The 18,827-nt window shown below is 73.1% G+C and carries 19 protein-coding genes and 2 pseudogenes; 13 read left to right on the top strand and 8 right to left on the bottom strand.

Features of this window, described 5'->3' with window-relative positions; all coding sequences use genetic code 11:
- Positions 1-22: 22 nt before the first annotated feature.
- A complete protein-coding gene (locus tag QF034_RS37140; RefSeq protein ID WP_307179040.1) occupies positions 23-1,249 on the top strand; it encodes a helix-turn-helix domain-containing protein in 1,227 nt (408 codons plus the stop codon).
- Between the two features lie 79 nt (positions 1,250-1,328).
- On the top strand, positions 1,329-2,519 hold the full coding sequence (locus QF034_RS37135) for a CaiB/BaiF CoA transferase family protein (RefSeq protein WP_307179039.1): 1,191 nt from the start codon (positions 1,329-1,331) through the stop codon (positions 2,517-2,519).
- Between the two features lie 19 nt (positions 2,520-2,538).
- Here the strand turns inward: QF034_RS37135 and QF034_RS37130 are convergent, their stop codons facing one another.
- Together QF034_RS37130 and QF034_RS37125 are read right to left on the bottom strand one after the other, a co-directional pair.
- On the bottom strand, positions 2,539-3,522 hold the full coding sequence (locus QF034_RS37130; RefSeq protein ID WP_307179038.1) for a TerC family protein: 984 nt from the start codon (positions 3,520-3,522) through the stop codon (positions 2,539-2,541).
- Positions 3,523-3,606: 84 nt separating this feature from the next.
- Positions 3,607-4,252 (bottom strand): annotated as a pseudogene (locus tag QF034_RS37125) (phosphoribosyltransferase).
- Positions 4,253-4,506: 254 nt separating this feature from the next.
- On the opposite strand from QF034_RS37125, the gene QF034_RS37120 reads away from it, so the two are divergent.
- Both QF034_RS37120 and QF034_RS37115 read left to right on the top strand, forming a co-directional pair.
- On the top strand, positions 4,507-5,748 hold the full coding sequence (locus QF034_RS37120) for a polysaccharide pyruvyl transferase family protein (protein ID WP_307179037.1): 1,242 nt from the start codon (positions 4,507-4,509) through the stop codon (positions 5,746-5,748).
- Between the two features lie 36 nt (positions 5,749-5,784).
- Positions 5,785-7,224, top strand: a complete 1,440-nt coding sequence (locus tag QF034_RS37115; RefSeq protein WP_307179036.1) for an FAD-dependent oxidoreductase — start codon at positions 5,785-5,787, stop codon at positions 7,222-7,224.
- A gap of 12 nt (positions 7,225-7,236) precedes the next feature.
- Here the strand turns inward: QF034_RS37115 and QF034_RS37110 are convergent, their stop codons facing one another.
- Entirely contained in the window at positions 7,237-7,893 is a 657-nt protein-coding gene (locus QF034_RS37110) for a dienelactone hydrolase family protein (protein ID WP_307179035.1), read from the bottom strand.
- Positions 7,894-8,038: 145 nt separating this feature from the next.
- On the opposite strand from QF034_RS37110, the gene QF034_RS37105 reads away from it, so the two are divergent.
- The 4 genes from QF034_RS37105 to QF034_RS37090 are packed head-to-tail and all read left to right on the top strand — an operon-like array spanning position 8,039 to position 11,287.
- Positions 8,039-9,037 (top strand): GlxA family transcriptional regulator, encoded by a 999-nt coding sequence (locus QF034_RS37105; RefSeq protein ID WP_307179034.1) that lies wholly within the window; start codon positions 8,039-8,041, stop codon positions 9,035-9,037.
- Positions 9,034-9,636: a DJ-1/PfpI family protein gene (locus tag QF034_RS37100; RefSeq protein WP_307179033.1), complete on the top strand. Its 603-nt coding sequence runs from the start codon at positions 9,034-9,036 to the stop codon at positions 9,634-9,636. The genes QF034_RS37105 and QF034_RS37100 overlap by 4 nt, the downstream gene beginning before the upstream one ends.
- A gap of 55 nt (positions 9,637-9,691) precedes the next feature.
- Positions 9,692-10,147, top strand: a complete 456-nt coding sequence (locus QF034_RS37095; RefSeq protein ID WP_307179032.1) for an archease — start codon at positions 9,692-9,694, stop codon at positions 10,145-10,147.
- Between the two features lie 33 nt (positions 10,148-10,180).
- Positions 10,181-11,287 carry a CapA family protein gene (locus QF034_RS37090; protein ID WP_307179031.1) on the top strand — a complete coding sequence of 369 codons (1,107 nt, stop codon included), beginning with the start codon at positions 10,181-10,183 and terminating at the stop codon, positions 11,285-11,287.
- 29 nt (positions 11,288-11,316) lie between these two features.
- Here QF034_RS37090 and QF034_RS37085 read toward each other — a convergent pair whose 3' ends face one another.
- Positions 11,317-12,336, bottom strand: a complete 1,020-nt coding sequence (locus QF034_RS37085; protein WP_307179030.1) for a sigma-70 family RNA polymerase sigma factor — start codon at positions 12,334-12,336, stop codon at positions 11,317-11,319.
- A gap of 138 nt (positions 12,337-12,474) precedes the next feature.
- Between QF034_RS37085 and QF034_RS37080 the strand changes: the two genes are divergently transcribed.
- A complete protein-coding gene (locus QF034_RS37080; protein WP_086564953.1) occupies positions 12,475-12,927 on the top strand; it encodes a YbhB/YbcL family Raf kinase inhibitor-like protein in 453 nt (150 codons plus the stop codon).
- Positions 12,928-13,081: 154 nt separating this feature from the next.
- Positions 13,082-14,350 carry an MFS transporter gene (locus QF034_RS37075; protein ID WP_307179029.1) on the top strand — a complete coding sequence of 423 codons (1,269 nt, stop codon included), beginning with the start codon at positions 13,082-13,084 and terminating at the stop codon, positions 14,348-14,350.
- A 73-nt stretch (positions 14,351-14,423) separates the two neighbouring features.
- On the opposite strand, the gene QF034_RS37070 is transcribed toward QF034_RS37075, so the two are convergent.
- On the bottom strand, positions 14,424-14,852 hold the full coding sequence (locus QF034_RS37070; protein WP_020275995.1) for a VOC family protein: 429 nt from the start codon (positions 14,850-14,852) through the stop codon (positions 14,424-14,426).
- Positions 14,853-15,122: 270 nt separating this feature from the next.
- Here QF034_RS37070 and QF034_RS37065 point away from each other — a divergent pair, with 270 nt between their 5' ends.
- Both QF034_RS37065 and QF034_RS37060 read left to right on the top strand, forming a co-directional pair.
- Positions 15,123-15,497 (top strand): SH3 domain-containing protein, encoded by a 375-nt coding sequence (locus QF034_RS37065; protein ID WP_307179028.1) that lies wholly within the window; start codon positions 15,123-15,125, stop codon positions 15,495-15,497.
- A gap of 52 nt (positions 15,498-15,549) precedes the next feature.
- The gene (locus QF034_RS37060) at positions 15,550-15,927 is read left to right on the top strand and encodes a peptidase M23 (RefSeq protein WP_307179027.1); all 378 of its coding nucleotides are present in this window, start codon (positions 15,550-15,552) and stop codon (positions 15,925-15,927) included.
- A gap of 258 nt (positions 15,928-16,185) precedes the next feature.
- Here the strand turns inward: QF034_RS37060 and QF034_RS37055 are convergent, their stop codons facing one another.
- Positions 16,186-16,635 carry a hypothetical protein gene (locus QF034_RS37055; RefSeq protein ID WP_307179026.1) on the bottom strand — a complete coding sequence of 150 codons (450 nt, stop codon included), beginning with the start codon at positions 16,633-16,635 and terminating at the stop codon, positions 16,186-16,188.
- A gap of 264 nt (positions 16,636-16,899) precedes the next feature.
- Here QF034_RS37055 and QF034_RS37050 point away from each other — a divergent pair, with 264 nt between their 5' ends.
- The gene (locus tag QF034_RS37050; protein WP_307179025.1) at positions 16,900-18,087 is read left to right on the top strand and encodes a hypothetical protein; all 1,188 of its coding nucleotides are present in this window, start codon (positions 16,900-16,902) and stop codon (positions 18,085-18,087) included.
- Here QF034_RS37050 and QF034_RS37045 read toward each other — a convergent pair.
- Both QF034_RS37045 and QF034_RS37040 read right to left on the bottom strand, forming a co-directional pair.
- Positions 18,063-18,344 carry a hypothetical protein gene (locus QF034_RS37045; RefSeq protein ID WP_307179024.1) on the bottom strand — a complete coding sequence of 94 codons (282 nt, stop codon included), beginning with the start codon at positions 18,342-18,344 and terminating at the stop codon, positions 18,063-18,065. The two genes, QF034_RS37050 and QF034_RS37045, sit on opposite strands and share 25 nt — an antisense overlap.
- Positions 18,344-18,802: pseudogene (locus QF034_RS37040) on the bottom strand (FHA domain-containing protein); the annotation flags it as partial. The pseudogene QF034_RS37040 and the gene QF034_RS37045, both read right to left, overlap by 1 nt.
- Positions 18,803-18,827 lie beyond the last annotated feature (25 nt).

Below are 18,827 nucleotides of genomic sequence, written 5' to 3'. Positions count from 1 at the left end.
CCGCATGCCGCACCATGGCCCTATGAAAGAGCTGGCCGGGCGCCTGACCGCGCTCGATCCCGATGCCGGTGCGGCGGTCCGGGTCATCGCCTACTTCGACCGCCTGGCCGAGTCCAGGGCCGGTGTGGAGGCGCTCGTACGCGGTGCCGCCGTACTGGCCGGCTGCCCGGCCCGGCTGGTCGACCCCGAACGGCGCGTGCACGTACGCGTGGAGCCCGACGGCACCAGACGGGACACGCAGGATCCACCGGACCCCGCCTGGCCGTCCGCCCGGCTGTCCCCGGAGGGCACGGCGGCCCTGTGGCTGGAGCGGGCCGGGGCGGCGCGCGGCGTTGTGCCCGCGAGCCGCACCGGGTCGGCGAGCGCGCACCCTGGCGGCTCGGCGCCGGGCATGGTGAAAGCCGACCTCGGCGGGCCGGCACCGGGCGTTGTGACAGCGGACCGTGGCGGGTCGGCGCCGGGCACCACGACAGCGGACCGCGCCGGGGGCGCATCCCACGCAGCCGACATCGACCGCGCCGGAGCGGCGGCCCGCAGGGGTGGCCTTGGGCACGCCCGGGGCGGGTCCAGTGTGGTCGACGCGGTGATTCTCGAGCGGGCCGCCGGTGTGCTGCGGCTCGTGCTCGACCGTACCCGCGGACGGGTCCCGGCCGACGATCCGGCGCTGGTCGAGACCCTGCTCGACGGCACGGCCCCGGAAGCGGCCCGGCTGCATGCCGCCCGCCGCCTCGGCCTGGACCCCGCCCTTCCGGCCCGGGCTCTCGCCCCGCTGAACGAGCGGCCTCGGGTCGTACCCGCCGGGGCGGAGGCCGACGGGGTCGTACGGCTCGGCGTCGGGCCCGCCGTACCCGTGCTGGAACTCCCCCGGTCGTGGGCCGAGGCCCGTACCGCCCTGCGGTTCACCGCCGAGGGCACCCCGCGGGACCCCGGGCCGCGCGTCGTGTACGCCGAGGAGCTGGGCGGCATCGCCCTCCTCGCCGATCTCGTCGTACCCGGCGCGGAACCGCCGCCGGACGTCCGTGCCCTGGAGACAGCCGCGGCGAGCGCGCCCTGGCTGGCGGCGACCCTGCACGCGGTCGCGTCCACGGCGAGCTTGCGGGCGGCGGCCTCCGAGATCAACGTCCACCACTCGACGCTCCAGGACCGGCTGGCCCACGCCGAGCACCTGCTCGGCTGGCCGGTGCGCACCCCGCAGGGCCGGCTCCGGCTGCAACTGGCGCTGGCGATGCGGCACCTGGCCCGCTCTTGAAGCCCGGGCTCAACCGCCGCCGTCCGGCTGGGAGAGACTGTCCGGGCGCCGTCCGGTACGAGGTTCAGGAGCATGAGGCATGAGCGTGCAGCGGTATCCCCTGGCCGGGGTCACGGTGGTCAGCCTGGAGCAGGCCGTGGCCGCGCCCTACGCCACCCGGCAGCTCGCCGACCTCGGCGCCCGCGTCATCAAGGTGGAGCGGCCGGGCGGCGGCGACTTCGCCCGCCGGTACGACACGACCGTGCACGGCCACTCCAGCTATTTCGTGTGGCTCAACCGCTCCAAGGAGTCCCTCACCCTGGACCTCAAGGATCCACGGGGCCGCGAGATCCTGCACGAACTCCTCGACGGCGCCGACGTGTTCGTGCAGAACCTCGCCCCGGGCGCCGCCGGCCGGCTCGGTCTGGACGCCGCCACCGTCACCAGCCGCCGCCCCGGTCTGATCCCGTGCACGATATCCGGCTGGGGCACGACCGGCCCCTGGGCCGACCGCAAGGCCTACGACCTGCTCGTGCAGTGCCAGACCGGGCTGGTGTCCCTGACGGGAACCCCGGAGGGGACCGCCCGGACCGGGATCTCCGTCGCCGACATCGCCGCCGGGATGTACGCCTACAGCGGCGTCCTCACGGCCCTGTACACCCGCGCCGTCACCGGCGAGGCCCACCCGGTGGACGTGTCCCTGTTCGAGGCGCTGGCGGAGTGGATGGGCCAGCCCGCCTACTACACCCGGCACGGCGGCACCCAGCCCCCGCGCCTGGGCACCCAGCACGCCACCATCGCGCCGTACGGGACGTACGAGGCCGCCGACGGCAAGGAGGTGCTGTTCTCCATCCAGAACGAGCGGGAGTGGGCGGCCCTGTGCGCCGAGTTCCTCGGCCGGCCGGAGCTGGTCGCCGATCCGCGCTTCGCCACCGCCTCCGACCGCGTCGCCCACCGCGAGGAGCTCAACGCGATCGTCGCCGCGCGCTTCGCCCGGTCCGGCTCCGAGGAGATCCTCAAGGACCTGGAGGCCATCGGCATCGCCTGCGCCGGGGTCAACGACGTCGCCGCGTTCCTGGACCACCCGGTGCTGGCCGCCCGCGGCCGCTGGACCGAGGTCGAGGTGCCTGGCGCCACGGTGGAGGCCCTGCTCCCGCCGGCCGACCTCGCGGGCCTGCCCGCCCGGATGGACCCCGTACCGGCGGTCGGCGAGCACACCGGGGCGATCCTCGCCGAGCTTGGCCGCACCGCCGAGGAGGTGTCGGCCCTGCGCGCGGACGGCGTCGTCTGACGCCCCCGGCCGGCAGAACCTACCGGGACCCGGTGACCCCCTCCGCCTCCCCGGCCTCGGCCTCCTGCTTCTTCGAGGCCCGCAGGCTGGTGAACGTCGTCACGGCCAGCACCAGCACGATGAAGCCGAGCGAGAAGGGGATGCTGATCTCGGGCACATGCACGCCCGACTCGTGCAGGGCGTGCAGCACCAGCTTGACGCCGATGAAGCCCAGGATGATCGACAGGCCGTAGGAGAGGTGGACCAGCTTCTTCAGCAGGCCGCCGATGAGGAAGTACAGCTGGCGCAGGCCCATGAGGGCGAAGGCGTTCGCGGTGAACACGATGTACGGGTCCTGCGTCAGACCGTAGATCGCGGGGATCGAGTCGAGCGCGAACAGCACGTCGGTGGAGCCGATGGCGAGCATCACGACCAGCATCGGCGTCATGATCCGCTTGCCGTTCTCGGTGACGAACAGCTTCGTGCCGTGGTAGCGGTCGGCCACCCCGAAGCGCCGCTCCGCCATCCTCAGCAGCTTGTTCTCCTGGTACTCCTCCTCGTGATCCTGCTTGCGGGCGTCCTGGATCAGCTTCCAGGCGGTCCAGACGAGGAACGCGCCGAAGAGGTAGAACACCCAGGAGAAGGCGGAGATGATCGCCGCGCCGGCCGCGATGAAGCCGGCCCGCAGCACCAGGGCCATCAGGACGCCGACCATCAGCACCCGCTGCTGGTACTGCGAGGGCACCGCGAACTTCCCCATGATCAGGACGAACACGAAGAGGTTGTCGACGCTCAGCGACTTCTCCGTGATGTAACCGGCGAAGAACTCACCCGTGGGCCCGCTCCCACCGAAGTACCACAGCCCCAGCCCGAACAGCACGGCCAGGACGATCCACACCACCGTCCACGTCCCGGCTTCCTTCACAGACACGTCGTGGGGCTTGCGGCCGACGAGGAAGTCGACGGCGACGAGCAGACACAGAGCTGCCACGGTCAGCAGCCACACGGTGGGCGAGACGTTCACTGATGCTCCTGTTGCAGGTGTGGGGGTGGAACATCCTTGTCCGTCGTGGCTGATTTCCGCCACACCTGACAGGTGAACAATGGATCACAGTTGCGCGTGCAGCGCCTCCAGGACGTCCTGGTCCGTCAGCTGGTCGAAGTTCTCGTACCAGAGGCCCACGGCCATGAACGCGGCCGGCTGGTACAGGCAGATCACCTCGTCGGCCTCGGCGCGCATCAGCTCGGCCGCCTCCGGGGAGCACACCGGCGCGGCCAGCACCACCCGTTCGGGCGCCTGACGGCGGACGAATCGCAGCGCGGCCCGGGCCGTGGACCCGGTCGCCAGGCCGTCGTCGACCACGATCACGGTGCGTCCGCGCAGGTCGGGTGCGGGGCGGCCCTGCCGGTACAGCGCCTCGCGACGGCGCAGTTCCGCGCGCTCCCGCTCGATGACGGGCGCGAGGGCGGCCTCCCTGAGGCCCAGATGGCGCATGGCGTCCTCGTCGAGGAGCGGCACCTCGTCCCCGGCCATCGCGCCGACGCCGAGCTCCTCCTGGAAGGGCGCCCCCGATCTTCCGTACGACGAGGACGTCGAGCGGGGCGTCCAGCGCCCCGGCCACCTCGCGCGCCACGGCGACCCCGCCGCGGGGCAGGGCGAGGACGAGGGGATCGGGCAGCGCCCCCTCGATCTGCCGGGCACGCAGTGTTTCGGCCAGTTCCCCGCCGGCCTGCCGGCGATCACGGAACCGCATGACGGTCACCTCTGCTTCCCGCACGGAGAGGGCCCTTCGCCGGTCCGGCTCCCGCGTACCCCCGGCCCACCGGACAATGCGCACCTTCCGGACCTCCGTCACACTCGGAACGCGGGGTGTTTCCGGCCGTGCGGCCCAGGCAACCCGGGACCGTGCGCACGGCACGGACCGTGCGCACGGGCACGGCCCCCTCCGCACCACCGGCGCAGCGCACCAGGGCACTGAGCAGACTCCGACGCGACGGGAGCACCCGGATGACCACTGCCCCTTCTCATCCGCAGCCCGCCCGGCCGGGCCCGCGCATCGGCGTGCTCGGTTCGTACGGCGGCTTCAACATCGGCGACGAGTCGATCCTGACCTGCGTCCTGCACTGTCTGCGCGCCCAGCGGCCCGAGGCCCGGCTGGTCGTCTTCAGCCGGAACGCCGAGCACACCCGGGCCCATCACCCGGGCGCCGACGAGGTGGTGGACTGGGAGGGCGTCAGCCGCCACCAGGTGCTGGACGCCCTGGCCTCGCTCGATCTGCTGGTCCTGGGCGGCGGCGGGCTTCTCTTCGACGGCGAGGCGCGGCGTTATCTGCGCCTGGTCCGGGCCGCCCAGGAGCGTGGCATCCGCACCTTCGCCTACGCCATCGGCGCCGGCCCGCTGCGCGAGCCCGACGACCGGGAGGCCGTGCGGACGGTGCTGGCGGACATGGACGACGTCGTGGTGCGGGACGAGGAGTCCAAGCTGGTGCTGGAGGAGGTCGGTGTCGAACGCGACGTCGTCGTCACCGCCGACCCGGCGCTGCTGCTGGAGCCGGAGCCGTTCACCGACGAGATGATGCGTCACGAGGGCGTGCCCACCGACTCGCGTCTGGTGGGGATGTCGGTGCGGGAGCCGGGCCGGGCGGCCGAGAAGCTGGACGAGGGCGACTACCACGCGCTGCTCGCCGACGTCGCCGACTTCCTCGTCCGCCGACTGGACGCGCACGTGGTGTTCCTGCCGATGGAGCGGCACGACGTGCGGCACGCGCACGCCGTGCTGTCCCACATGACCGCTCCCGACAAGGGGCGGATCCTGCACGGCGCGTACAGCCCGGGGCAGGTGCTCGGCTTCATGCGCCATCTGGATCTGGCGGTCGGCATGCGCCTGCACTTCGTGATCTTCGCGGCGCTCTCCGGGCTGCCGGTGCTGCCGCTCCCCTACTCCGGCAAGGTCTTCGACTTCGCACGCCGGATGGGGGCTCCGGCCCTGGTGGGCGTGGCTCGGGAGCAGGCCGGGCTGCTGCTGGCGGAGGTGGACCGGCTGTGGGACGAGTACCCGGAGCGCCGGGAGGAGCTGCACTCCCGCGTCCGGGAGCTGTCCGGGCAGGCCCTGGAGACCTGTGCACGCTGCGGACTGCTGCTGGACGAGGTCGACGGCGGGACGGAGTCGGCCGTCGGCGCCGCCCCCCTGGACACGCAGGCGGATCCACCGCCCGCGCCCACCACCGACCCCCGTCCGCTGGGCGTGTGACGCCGCCACCGAGGCCCCGCCCGCGGGAGGACCCGAATGCCGATCCTGCAAGAACCGCGCGAGCCCCGCACCGTCACCCTGCCCGAGCGGCCCGCCCGGCACGGCGGCCGGACGCAGGTCCTGGTGGTCGGCGGCGGCCCGGCCGGGTTCGCCGCGGCGGTCGCGGCGGCCGACGCCGGGGCCGAGGTCGTCCTGGTGGAGCGCTACGGGTTCCTCGGCGGCAACGCGACGGCGGCGCTGGTCATGCCGCTGATGTCGTTCCACAACGAGCACAAGCAGGCCACGTTCAGCGAGTCCGGTGAGGACGCCCGGCTGCTGCCCACCGACCACGGCGAGGGAGAGCCGGTCGTGCAGGGGGTGCTGTGGCGGCTGCTGGACCGGCTCATGGGGCGCGGTGGCTGTCTGAAGCCCTCCCCGAGGACCGGGTACACGGTCCCCTTCGACCCCGAGCTCTTCAAACTGGTCCTGCTCGACATGGTGGACGAGGCGGGCGTGCGGATGCTGTTCCACGCCTTCGCCTCCACGGCGCTGCGCCTCGACGACGGCTGGCGTGTGGTGTTCGAGACCAAGTCGGGGCCGGTGGTGATCGACGCCGACGTGGTGGTGGACGGCACGGGCGACGGCGACGTCGCGGCGGCCTGCGGGGCGCCGTACGAGATCGGGCGGCCGGAGGACGGGCTGGTGCAGCCGATGACGCTGATGTTCCGGGTCGCGGACTTCGCACGGCCGGACTTCTCGGAGTACGTGCGGGAGCATCCCGACCAGTGGCGCGGGGTGCACGGCCTGTGGGACCTGGTCGAGGAGGCCCGGGCGGACGGTGATCTGCGGTTGCCGCGCGAGGACATCCTGTTCTTCGCGACGCCGCATCCGCGCGAGGTCAGTGTCAACAGCACCCGCGTGAACAGGGTGCTGGGCACCAGCGTGTGGGACCTGACCCGGGCCGAGTACACCGCCCGGCGCCAGCTCGCGGAGATCGACCGCTTCCTGCGCACCCGCGTGCCCGGTTTCGAGGAGTCGTACGTGGTGCAGAGCGGCACGCACATCGGTGTCCGGGAGACCCGGCGGGTCATCGGCGACTACCACCTCACCGGCCACGACATCCTGGCCGCCCGCCGCTTCCCGGACGTCGTCGCGCACGGCGCCTACCCGGTCGACATCCACAACCCGCGCGGCTCCGGAACGGTCCTGAAGCGGGTGCCCGCGGGCAGCTTCTACGACATCCCGCTGCGCTGTCTCGTCCCGCAGGGCACGGAGCGGCTGCTGGTGGCGGGCCGGTGCATCTCGGGGACACACGTGGCGCACTCGTCGTACCGGGTCATGCCGATCGCGATGGCGACCGGACAGGCGGCGGGTGTGTGCGCCGCGCTGACCGTGCGTCACGGGCACGGGCCGCGGGGTGTGCCGTACCGGCTCGTGCAGCGGGAACTGCTGCGGCAGGGCGCCCGGTTGCGCATCGATCTGCCGGTGGGCGGCTGACGCCGGCCGCCGTCAGCCCGCGGCGGTTCTCAGCTGGTCGTGGCACCACTGCCGGGCCACCTCGGTGACCTGGTCGAGCGCGCCCGGCTCCTCGAACAGATGCGTGGCGCCGGGCACCACGTGGAGGGTGTGCGGGACGTGCAGCCGCCGGGCCGCTTCCTCGTTGAGCCGCAGCACGTGCTGGTCCCGGCCGCCCACGATCAGCAGCACCGGCGCCCGGACGGCGTCCAGGGCGTCGCCGGCCAGGTCGGGCCGCCCGCCGCGCGAGACGACCCCGGGTACCCGGTCGGGCCGTTCGGCGGCGGCGACCAGGGCCGCGCCCGCGCCGGTGCTGGCGCCGAACAGGACGACGGGCAGGCCCTGGGTGCCGGGCGACTGTGCCAGCCAGTCGATGGCGGCCACGAGCCGGCGGCCCAGCAGGGGGATGTCGAAGCGGAGTTCGGCGGTGCGGACGTCCAGCCGTTCCTCCTCCTCGGTGAGCAGGTCGATCAGCAGGGTGCCGAGTCCGGCGGTGCGCAGGCCGGCGGCGACCTCGCGGTTGCGGGGGCTGTGCCGGGAGCTGCCGCTGCCGTGCGCGAACAGCACGACCGCGCGGGCGGCCGGCGGCACGGTCAGATCGCCGGTGAGCGCGGCGCCGCCGACGTCCACGGTGACCGTCTGGGAGATCATCACAGGCCTCCTCTCCCCCGGTTCGCTCGTCCTGCCGCCCGCCTACCCACACTGCGGCGACCGTCCCGCCTCGCCGCAGGCATGGCGCGATCCGTGGGGTGCGTGTCGTTGACGCCATGCGCAGGGCCGGAGGAGCGTGGAGGGCATGACGTCCCGCCGTATCGTCTTCGTCGTCTTCGACGGCTTCCAGCCGCTCGACCTCACCGGTCCGCACGAGGTGTTCCACAGTGCGGGCGACGACTACGTCTGCGAGGTCGTGGCGCCCCGGGCGGGACCGGTCAGGTCGGCCGGCGGGCTGGTCGTGCATGCCGGGCACGGCGTTGCGGACCTCGGCCCGGCCGGGATCGACACGCTCGTGGTGGTCGGCGGCCGGGGTGTCGACCAGGCGCGGCAGGACAAGGCGCTGGTCTCCTGGATCGCCGCCGCGGCGGCCGGTGCCCGGCGCGTGGCCTCGGTGTGCAGCGGGGCGTTCCTGCTGGCGGCGGCGGGGCTGCTGGACGGGCGCCAGGTCACCACGCACTGGGCCCGCGAGGAGCAGCTGGCCCGGGAGCACCCCGAGGTGCGGGTGGACTGCGAGCCGATCTTCGTCCGGGACGGGCCGGTGTGGACGTCGGCCGGTGTGACGGCCGGGATGGATCTGGCGCTCGCCCTCGTGGAGGACGACCTGGGCCGGGACGTCGCGCACGCGGTGGCCCGCCAACTGGTGCTGTTCCTGCGGCGGCCGGGCGGCCAGTCGCAGTTCAGCGTGGCGTTGTGGTCGCGGCAGCCGGCGACGGACCCGGTGCGGGCCGCCGTCACCGCGATCCACGCCGATCCGGGTGCCCGGCACGACATCGCCGGCCTCGCCGCGCACGCCGGGCTGAGCCCGCGGCACCTCCAGCGCCGCTTCACCGCCGAACTGGGCGTGCCCCCGGCCGCGTACGTCGAGCGGGTGCGCGTCGAGGCGGCCCAGCGCGCCCTCACCGAGGGGGACGAACCGGTCGAGGCCATCGCCCGCCGCTACGGCTTCACCACCGCGGAGACCCTGCGCCGCACGTTCCACCGCCGGCTCGGCATCGCGCCGTCGGACTACCGCGCCCGCTTCCGCTCCACCGCGGAGCCCGCCGGCGCCCACCACCTCTCACGGAATGGGGAATCCCTATGACGACATACGGTCTGCTGGTCTTCGAGGAAGCCGAGGAGCTCGACTTCGTGGGGCCCTGGGAGGTCTTCACCGTCTCCGCCCGGCTCCGGGACAGCGCCGACTCGGCCGTGATCGTCGCCGAGCACTCCGGCCCCGTGCGCTGCAACAAGGGCCTGCGCGTCCTGCCCGACCACACCCTCGACGACCATCCGCCGCTGGACGTGCTGCACGTACCGGGCGGCCGGGGCGCGCGCGAGGTGCAGGTGCACAACCCGGTGGTCACCGACTGGATCGGCAAGACGGCGGAGCGGGCCGCGTGGGTGCACGGCGTGTGCACCGGCACCTTCCTGCTGCACGCCGCGGGTCCCGCGCGCGGGCGGCGGGTGGCCACGCACTGGAGCCAGGAGGACACCCTGGAGGCCCGCGGTGACGTGACGGTCGTCCGGGACGTCCGCTACGTCGTGGACGGCAACCTGGTCACCAGCCAGGGTGTCTCGGCCGGTATCGACAGCGCGCTGTGGCTGGTCGGGCGGCTGCACGGCCGGGACCACGCGCGGGCCGTACGGCGCTACATCCAGTACGACCCGGCGCCGCCGTACCTCGCGGACGAGCCCGTCTGAACCAGCGCCGGGCCGGTCGCTGCATGGGTGGGGCAGCCTCGGGCAGTCGATGTTCATGGGTGGTGACAGGGGCGACGACGGGCAGGGACGGCAGGCGGGCGAGTGCGGGCACCGGGCGGTGCCGCATCCGGAGAACATCCGGATCGAGGCGTGGGCGGCGTGCCGGGAGCACTGTCTGGCGGAGGCCGTCCTGGCGATGGTGGAGTGCTTCGCGGACGTCTCCGGAGTGCGTCCGACCGCCGTGGACCGGGTACGGCTGGCCGAGGCCAGCGACGACGACCTGCTCGCCGCACTGCTGGACGAGATCATCTTCCGGTTGGAGGTGTACGGCCAGGTGCCGGTGGACGTGGAGGCGGACGAGGCCGACGGCGGGCTGGACGTACGGCTGGCGGTCACCGGCCTCGCGGACGTGGAGGTCACCGGGGCGGTCCCGAGGGCGGTGGCGTGGGACGAGTTGCGGATCGGGCCGGGTCCGTACGGGTGGTCGTGTGCGGTGACGGTCGACGCGTGACCCCGCCGGCCGGGGTGCGCCTACCGTGGAGATGTGGGCGGCGGCGTCGTGACGCTGTTCCTGTGCGGTGACGTGATGCTCGGGCGCGGCGTCGACCAGATTCTGGCGCACCCCGGTGATCCGGCACTGCGGGAGGCGTACGTCGAGGACGCGCGGTCCTACGTCCGGCTGGCGGAGTCGGCGCACGGCCCGGTGCCCGCGCCCGTCGTTCCGTCCTGGCCGTGGGGCGAGGCGCTGCGGGTGCTGGACGAGGCGGCCCCGGACGCCCGGATCGTGAACCTGGAGACGTCGGTGACGTCCGCGGACACGTTCGCCCCGGACAAGGAGATCCACTACCGGATGCACCCGGCCAACCTGCCTGCCCTGGCCGTGGCCCGGCCCGACGTGACCGTCCTCGCCAACAACCACGTCCTGGACTTCGGCCGCCCGGGCCTGCGGGAGACGCTGGACGCGCTGGCCCGGGCGGGCCTGCGGACGGCGGGTGCGGGGCGTGACGCCGAGGAGGCGTACGCACCCGCCGCGGTTCCGCTCCCCGGCGGCCGCCGGCTCCTGGTCTTCGCCGTGGGCGCGCGCTCCAGCGGCATCCCGTCCGGCTGGGCGGCGACGGCCGGCATCCCCGGTGTGGCGTACCTGCCGGAGCTCTCGCCCGCCGCGGCCGACACCGTACTGCGGCACGTCCGGCGGTCCCGCCGGGCCGGTGACCTGACCGTGGTGTCCGTCCACTGGGGCACGAACTGGGGGTTCCGCGTCCCCCGCGAGGAGGTCCGTTTCGCGCACGCCCTGGTGGACGGCGGGGTCGACGTCGTCCACGGCCACTCCTCACACCACCCCCGCCCGCTGGAGGTGTACCGGGACCGGCTGATCCTGTACGGCTGCGGCGACTTCATCGACGACTACGAGGGCATCACCGGCTACGAGGAGTACCGCGACGACCTGCGGCTCGCGTTCCTCGCCTCGGTCGAGGCGGACAGCGGACGACTGGCGGGCCTGCGCATGGTTCCGCTCCGGGCACGCCGCATGCGCCTGGAGCCCGCGTCCCGGGCGGACCGCGCGTGGCTGCGGGCGACTCTTGACCGGATCAGCGGCGGGGTGAGGGTGACACCGATCCCGGACGGCTCACTGGCGTTGACGGGTGGGTGAACCGGGGGTGGTGGCTCGGGCGGGGGATGTCAGCCCGCCCAGGCCATCAACCGCTCGCGGTTCTCGGGCGCCCGTAGGCGGGCGAGGGACTCCTTTTCCAGCTGGCGTACCCGCTCGCGGGTCAGGCCGACGCGGCGGGCGACCTCTTCGCGGCTGCGGGTGTGGCCGTCGTGCAGGCCGTAGCGGAGGCTGAGGATCATGGCCTCGCGGGGCGCGAGCGTGCCGACGGCCTCCTGCAGTTCCTCGGCGAGGGCCTGGTACTCGGCCACCTCCGGGGCCTGGAGCACCTCGGTGTCGGGGATGAGGTCGCCGACGACGGTCTCGCCGGTCTCGTCCACGGGCGTGTCCAGGCTGACGGCCTGCCGGCCGACGCGGCGCAGCCAGCCGATCCTGTCGGCGGCGAGGCCGCTCTCGCGGGCCACTTTGTCGACGCTCGGTTCGCGACCCAGGTCGAGTTGCAGACGCCGTTCGATCTTGGCGACCTTCTGGAGCTGCTCGACGACGTGCATCGGCAGCCGGACCGTGCGGGCGTGCGCGGCCAGGCCCCGTTCGATCGCCTGACGGATCCACCAGGTCGCGTAGGTGGAGAACTTGAAGCCCTTGGTGTGGTCGAACTTCTCCACGGCCCGGATCAGCCCCAGGTTGCCCTCCTGGATGACGTCCAGCAGGGGCAGCCCCCGGTGGGCGTGCCGTTTGGCCATCGACACGACGAGCCGGAGGTTGGCCCGGACCATGTGGTCCTTGGCGGCCTGCCCGTCCCGTGCGGCCTCCTCCAGCTCTCCTCGCCGCTCCGGCGCGAGGTCGAGCTCACCGGCGTCGGCCCGTTCCAGTTCCTCAAGCGCCCGCACACCGGCCTCCATCCGCCGGGCCAGCCGGACCTCGTCCTCCGCCGTGAGCAGCGGTGTCGCCGCGATCTGCGCGAGGTACTGGCCGAGGAGGTCGGGCTCCTCGTCGGGCTCGGGGATGCGGTTGCGCAGCCGTGCGGTGCGGGCGGGGGCGCGGCGGTCCTCCCGGGGGTGTGCCGCGGAGTCTTCTGCCAGGGGAGACATCCTCGTGATCCTCCGTCCCCTACCTCTTCACGGCTGGATCCGGAGCACTTTTCCGGCGCGTTCCGGACGGCTCACGGGTACCCGAGGCGGTCCGTCCCGAACCGCATGCCCGGGTCCCGCGGGGGTACCCCGGGGCACATGACCGGCATCGAACTGCGCAGCAACGCGTTCAACGACCACTCCTTCATCGCGCGCCGGTACGCGTACGAGGGACCGAACGTCTCTCCGCCGCTGACCTGGAGCGGCGTACCGGACGACGCGGCCGAGCTGGTCCTGCTCTGCGAGGATCCCGACGCCCCGTCGGGCACCTTCGCGCACTGGGTCGTCGTCGGCATCGACCCGCACAGCGACGGCGTCGAGGCCGGGCACTGCCCGCCGGGCGGCACGGAACTCGTGAACGGCTACGGGCAGCAGGGCTGGGGCGGCCCGCATCCCCCGCCCGGGGACGACGCACACCACTACTTCTTCCGGCTCTACGCCCTGTCCGAGCCGTGCGTCCTGCCCGACGCGCCCCGCCCGGACCAGGTGCACGAGGAGGTCGAGAAGCGCCGCATCGCGGACGGCACGCTGGTGGGTCTCTACCAACGCTGAGACGACCCACACGCGGACCGTCCCTCGCCCGGGGCACAACCAATCGTTGTGTCACGGGTGACGGACGGTTGTTTGCCCGGGCGTCCCGCCGCCCGCTTGGATGGCTGCCGGTCAACACCGGGTTGTCCGCGGGAGCTGGGGGTGTGCGCCGGGTATGGCGGGCAGACGGTCGCTGGGGCGGCGGTTCGGGTGGCTGTGGGGCGCGTACGCGGTCAGCACGGCCGGCACATGGCTCGCGTTCGACGCGTTCGCGCTGCTCGCGGTACTGGTGCTGGACGCCGGTCCGACACAGGTGTCGCTGCTGGCGGCGGTGGGACCGGCGGTCGGCGCGGCCGTGTCGGTGCCGCTCGGGCCGTGGGTGGAGGTCCGCCGCAAGCGGCCGGTGATGATCGCGACGGACCTGGTCCGGTGCGCGGTGCTGCTGAGCATCCCCGTGGCGTTCGCCCTGGGCCGGCTGGGCTTCGTACAACTGCTGCTGGTGTCGGTGGCCGTAGCGGCGGCCGACATCACCTTCAACGCGGCGGCCGGGGCGTTCCTGAAGGATCTGGTGCCGCGGCGGGACCTGCTCGTCGCGAACGGCCGGTTCGAGGCGACGAGCTGGACGGCCAGCATGGTCGGGCCGCCGCTGGGCGGGGCCGCGATCGGCCTGTTCGGTCCGGTGACGACCGTGGTGGCCGACGCGGTGAGCTATCTGCTCTCGGCGTTCGGCCTCCGGGCGATGGGCGGCGAGGAGAAACACCCGGTGCGGCCCGCGGCCGGCCAGGCCCGGCCCCGGGCGGGCGACCTGCTCGCCGGCTGGCGCTACATCCTGGCCGACCCGGCGCTGCGCCCGCTCTTCTTCAACACGGTCCTCGCCAACTCCCTGATCATGGCGGCTTCTCCCCCGCTCATGGTCCTGATGGTCGGTGAGCTGCGGTTCGCTCCCTGGCAGTACGCGCTCGCCTTCGCGGTGCCCTGCACGGGCGGTCTGCTCGGCTCACGTCTGGCACCACGGCTCGTCGCGCGGTGGGGCCGGCACCGGGTCATGTTCACGGCGGGGGTGCTGCGGGCGTGCTGGTCGCTCGGGCTGGCCTTCGTCGGTCCCGGTGCGGCCGGGCTGGCGCTGGTCATGGTGATCGAGTTCGGGCTGATCACCTGCTGTGCCGTGTTCAATCCGGTGTTCGCCACGTACCGTCTCGACCGGACCCCCGCGGACCGGATCACCCGCACCTTGTCCGCCTGGTCGGCCACCGGCAAGGCCACCACGGCGGCCGTGACCGCCCTGTGGGGCCTGGTGGCCCATCTGACCGGCCCCCGTACGGCCATCGCCCTGGCCGGCGCCTTCCTCCTCCTCACCCCCGTCCTGCTCCCCCGCCGCGACCAGGGACCGCCGGACACCGGCGGACCCGAGCCGGCTTCCCTGGCGCTGCAGGACGGCGCCTGAACAGCCGGTCCGGGGCCGGGACCGGGAACAGGCAGCTCGGTTCACGAAGTCCCGTTCCCGGCCCCTGCCCGGCTCAGATCGCCCCGGGCACGTCCTCCGTGACGCCGTTCAGCGGCGAGGAAGGGTCCGCGCCGTACGGGCGGGTGATGATCTCCAGGCCGTGGCCCGCCGGGTCGAGGAAGTACACGCCCCGGCCACCGTCGTTCCGGTTGATCTTGCGCGGGTGGTTGCCGTGCGGGTCGGCCTGGATGGGGATCCGGGCCGCGACGAGCCGGGCGAGGGCCTCGTCGAACTCGTCCTCGGAGACGAGGAACGCGTAGTGCTGCATGGGGATGTCGGCGTCGATGGTGAGGAAGTCCAGCGTGACACCGTTGGCGGTCGTCACCGGCAGGAACACCCCGGCCGGTGCCCCGACCTCCAGACCCAGGATCTCCGCGAGAAAGCGGGCGGACTTCTCCCGGTCACGGGACAGGACGATGGTGTGATTGAACTCGACTGACACGGTTGAATGCCTCCACGGGCATCTCCGCGGCACCTCCATGCCTCACCCGGACGGTGACCGACACGCGATGCCGCGCGGTGGATCGTAGACAGAGCCGGCTGTGGTCGTCGAGCGGTTTTCGGCCGTATCGCGCCGCCCACACCCGGCGGGCCAAGTCCCGCCGTGCGCACCCCAGTTGTTTCGCCCGACCCTGACAATTGTCAGGGACCGTGTCGCCCCTGGTCTCCCTACAGTTCTGAGCGTCAGGCCAGACCTCAGGGGGAACTCGACATGTCCACTCGCATCTTCACCAGGGCCGCGCTCGTCGGCGCCGGGGCGCTCGCACTGCTCGGCCCGCTCACCGCGGGGACCGCCGCCGCGTCGACCGCCGGCGAGCAGGGCGGCGCCCGCGTCATGGCCGCGCCGTACGCCGTCGTGCCGTACGAGACCGTCAACGTCCGCTACGGACCGGGCACTTCCTACGGAATCCTCGCCACCGTTCCGGCGGGCCGGCCGCTCGGCGCCTACTGCTGGACCCGCGGCGAGCGCATCACCGACAACGGCTACTCCAACGACGTCTGGGTGAAGCTCCTCGAGGGCTACGTCAGTGCCGTGTACCTCAAGGGCAACGAGTACGGCGACCTGCCCGCCTCGGCGCACTGCTGACCCGGACCATGACCACGCCCGACCACACCATCGTCCCACGGGGGACAGACACATGAAGCGAATGATCAGCCGTACCGCCATGGGCCTCGCCGTTGCCGCGCTCGCCGTCGGCGGCCTCGCCACCACCGCCCAGGCGGCCCCGGCCGCCGCTGCCAACAGCGGCGACCCGACCCTGACCGACGTCTACGTCTGGGCCACCGACGTCAACCTGCGCCAGCAGCCGACCTCCGACTCCCCTCGTCTCGCGGTCCGTTCGAAGTGGTGGGCGGACGCCGTGTGCCAGACGCAGGGCCAGACCGTGCACGACCCGGCCGTCGGCACCAACAACTGGTGGACGGCGGTGCAGGAGTTCGCCGGCAGTGACATCGCCTGGGTGAACAACCTCTACATCCGGGGCGGCCAGAAGATCGCCGGAGTCCCGGACTGCTGACGCCCCGTCCCCTCCACACGCCCGCGGCGGGCCACCGGGAAACCGGTGCCCCGCCGTGGGCTCGTGCCCGGTGGGCCGTCAGGTAGACCCAGTGGCCCGTCGGCGTTCCAGCAGTGCGCGGTGAACGTCTCGCGGAAGTAGCCCTGGCTACCTGCTGCGTGTCCGCCGCCGAAGCGGGCGCCTGCCCCTGCGCGCGGGCGGGTGCGCGAAGGGGGGCCGTCGGTGCTCCCGTCGGCCCCCCTGTGGCGTGTGTGCGGCTCAGTACCAGCCGGTCTCGGTCAGGTCGTGGCCGTCGCACGCGAGCAGGGCGCGCGAGACGCGGCCGTTGAGGTTGTTGCCCATCTGCGTGTAGGCGTAGGTGATGCCGGGGTCGACGGTCTCGGAGACCCAGCCGTCGACACGTCCCACGCCGCTGTCGGAACGCTGGAGCACGGCGGCGCAACCGGGCCGGGAGTTCTCGATCCGGGCGAAGGAACCGCACTTGTCGGAGTAGAAGTACTTCAGGGCCATGCCTTCGGCGTACTTGGTGGCCCCGACCTGCCGGAACGTGCCCGAGCAGTAGTTGGTGGTGGGGTACTGCCCCTCGTTACCGTAGGCCCCGTAGTCGCCGCCCGAGTGCGGCGCGGCGTGGGCGGCGGTCGGGAGGAGCGCCATCACCGCGGCGGCGCCCCCGGCGGCCAGCAGTGTCCTGAGCGATCGGCGGCTCATGAGCCCCCTCTTTCGTGTGTGTCGGCGGGTGTTCTGCTGGTGCGCGAGCCGGCCGGCGGTCCGTCCGGCACATCGCTCACCGGGGTGACCGTACGGGCGGTCACGAGGCCGGCGACACCTGACACTTATCAGGGTCGAACTCCCAGGTCGTCCCGTTTCGGCGGAGCCCTGACATCCGTCAGGACCGCCCGTACCGCCCTGGCTCCTACCGTGTTCGCGCGGGGCGGCGCTCCGCGTCCGGCCGGGTGATCGGAAAGGGCAACCATGCGCATGCTCCCGCGCGGCGCCGCCGCGCTCGCGACCCTCGTGACGGTCGCGTCGCTCACGGGCGGTGCGGCCGCGGCTCCCCGGCCGGGGACGGCCGCCCCCTCGGCACAGGCCGCCCGGATCCCGGACGGCGTCACCGCCGGGATCGCGGTCTTCGATCGCCGGACGGGCACGTTCACCGAACAGGTCGACGAGAGCGCGCGGTTCCGGTCCGCCTCGGTCGTCAAACTCCTGCTGACCCTGGACTTCCTGTGGGACCGCGGCCCCGCGTACACGGTCCCCGAGGCCGACCGGGCGCTGCTGGAGCCGATGCTGCGCGGCAGCGACGACGATGCCGCGAACCACTACTGGTCGGAGTACGGCGGCCCGGCGATCATCGACCGGATGACGGCCCGGCTCGGTCTGCGCGACACCGCGCCGCCGCCCGCCGGGTACGAGGGCTACTGGGGCTACACCGCCCTGTCGGCCCGGGACACCGTCGCCGTCTACCGCTACCTCCTGGACAAGGCGCCCGCCCCCGTCCGCGACTTCGTCATGGACAACCTGCGCCGCTCCACGCGCTGCGCCTCGGACCACTTCGACCAGCACTTCGGCATCGCGGGCTCGTTCGACCGCCCCTGGGCGGTGAAGCAGGGCTGGTCCGGTCAGTACGCGAAGGGGACGTGCGGCGCCTCGGAAACGGCGGCCGACACGCAACCGGCCGCCGCTCCCGCGACCAAGGCCGCCGCCGGCGTGGACCTCACCCGCCCGGCACTGCACACCACCGGCACGGTGGGCGCCGACGACCGCACGATCGTGGCCGTGCTGACGCTGCATCCGGTCGGTACTTCGTACGGGAAGGCGTACACCGACCTCGGCCGGCTGACCCGCTCGCTGAACGTGCCGGGCGGGGCGCGGCCCGCGGGGGCGTGGTTCGGCACCTGGGGCGAGTTCGTGAACGTGCGCAAGGGCCCGGCCACCGCTGACGCCCGGGTCACGCAACTCCCGGCCGGCGTCGAGGTGCTGGTGGGCTGCCAAGCCCGGGGCCAGGTGGTCAGCGTGCCGCCCTACACCAACGAGTGGTGGGCCTATCTGCCCCAGTACGGGGGCTACATCTCCAACATCTACATCAGCTCACCCGAGAACCGGGTGCCGGACGTCCCGGAGTGCGGGTCGGGAGGTCAGCGCTCGTATTCGGCGAGGTAGCCCAGCACCTTGTCCACGTGCGGGCGTACCCGTGCGGGGACGCCGCGATCCTCGATGACCGTGCGGTCGCTGGTGCGGTAGCCGGCCGCCACCAGCGCGGGCAGGTCCTTCTTCGGCAGTCCCGCCTGTTTGAAGCGCTGGTCGAGCCAGCACACGTACAGGCTCATGGTGGCGATCGCGTCCGGCGGCGACATGTGGTCCTTGTCGCCGTCCCCGTCACCGTCCACCGCCCAGACCCGGAACACCGACGGCGTCACTTCGATGTCGGGTCCAGGGCGAAGGGGTGGACGGTCAGCTCCCCGCCGCCCGGCGCGGACCGCTCGCCGAGGTAGGCGTGCTGGGGTGCGAACACCTTGAAGGCCGCTGTGCCGGAGAGGGCCGGAAGCACCACGCGGGAGAACTCGAACGGCACGGGCGCGCCGAGCCGCCCCGGGGCGACGGTCAGGTACTCGCCGGCTCCCTCCAGGTTCTCCACGACGTACGAGATGCTGCTGCTGAAGTTGGAGAGCCGCCATTAGTCCCCGGCCGCCTCCAACTGCCCGGCACGGCGCGAGACCCCGGGGTCGGGCAGCACGATGGGCACCCCGGCCGCACCGGGCGTGCCGCGGCCGAAGTCGGCGATGTCCCCGGGGCCCAGATGGATCAGGTCGGGCCTGCCCGGCTCGTCCCCGCCGCACTGGGCGGCCCCGGGCAACTGCACGATGATGGTTTCCACGCGGACTCCCCCGCTGCTGACGCCC

Origin of the sequence: Streptomyces africanus, assembly GCF_030816955.1 — a bacterium.
GTDB classification, from domain to species: Bacteria; Actinomycetota; Actinomycetes; order Streptomycetales; family Streptomycetaceae; genus Streptomyces; species Streptomyces africanus.
Note: the sequence above shows the minus strand (reverse complement) of the source record. Positions and strands in the feature narration are given on the sequence as shown.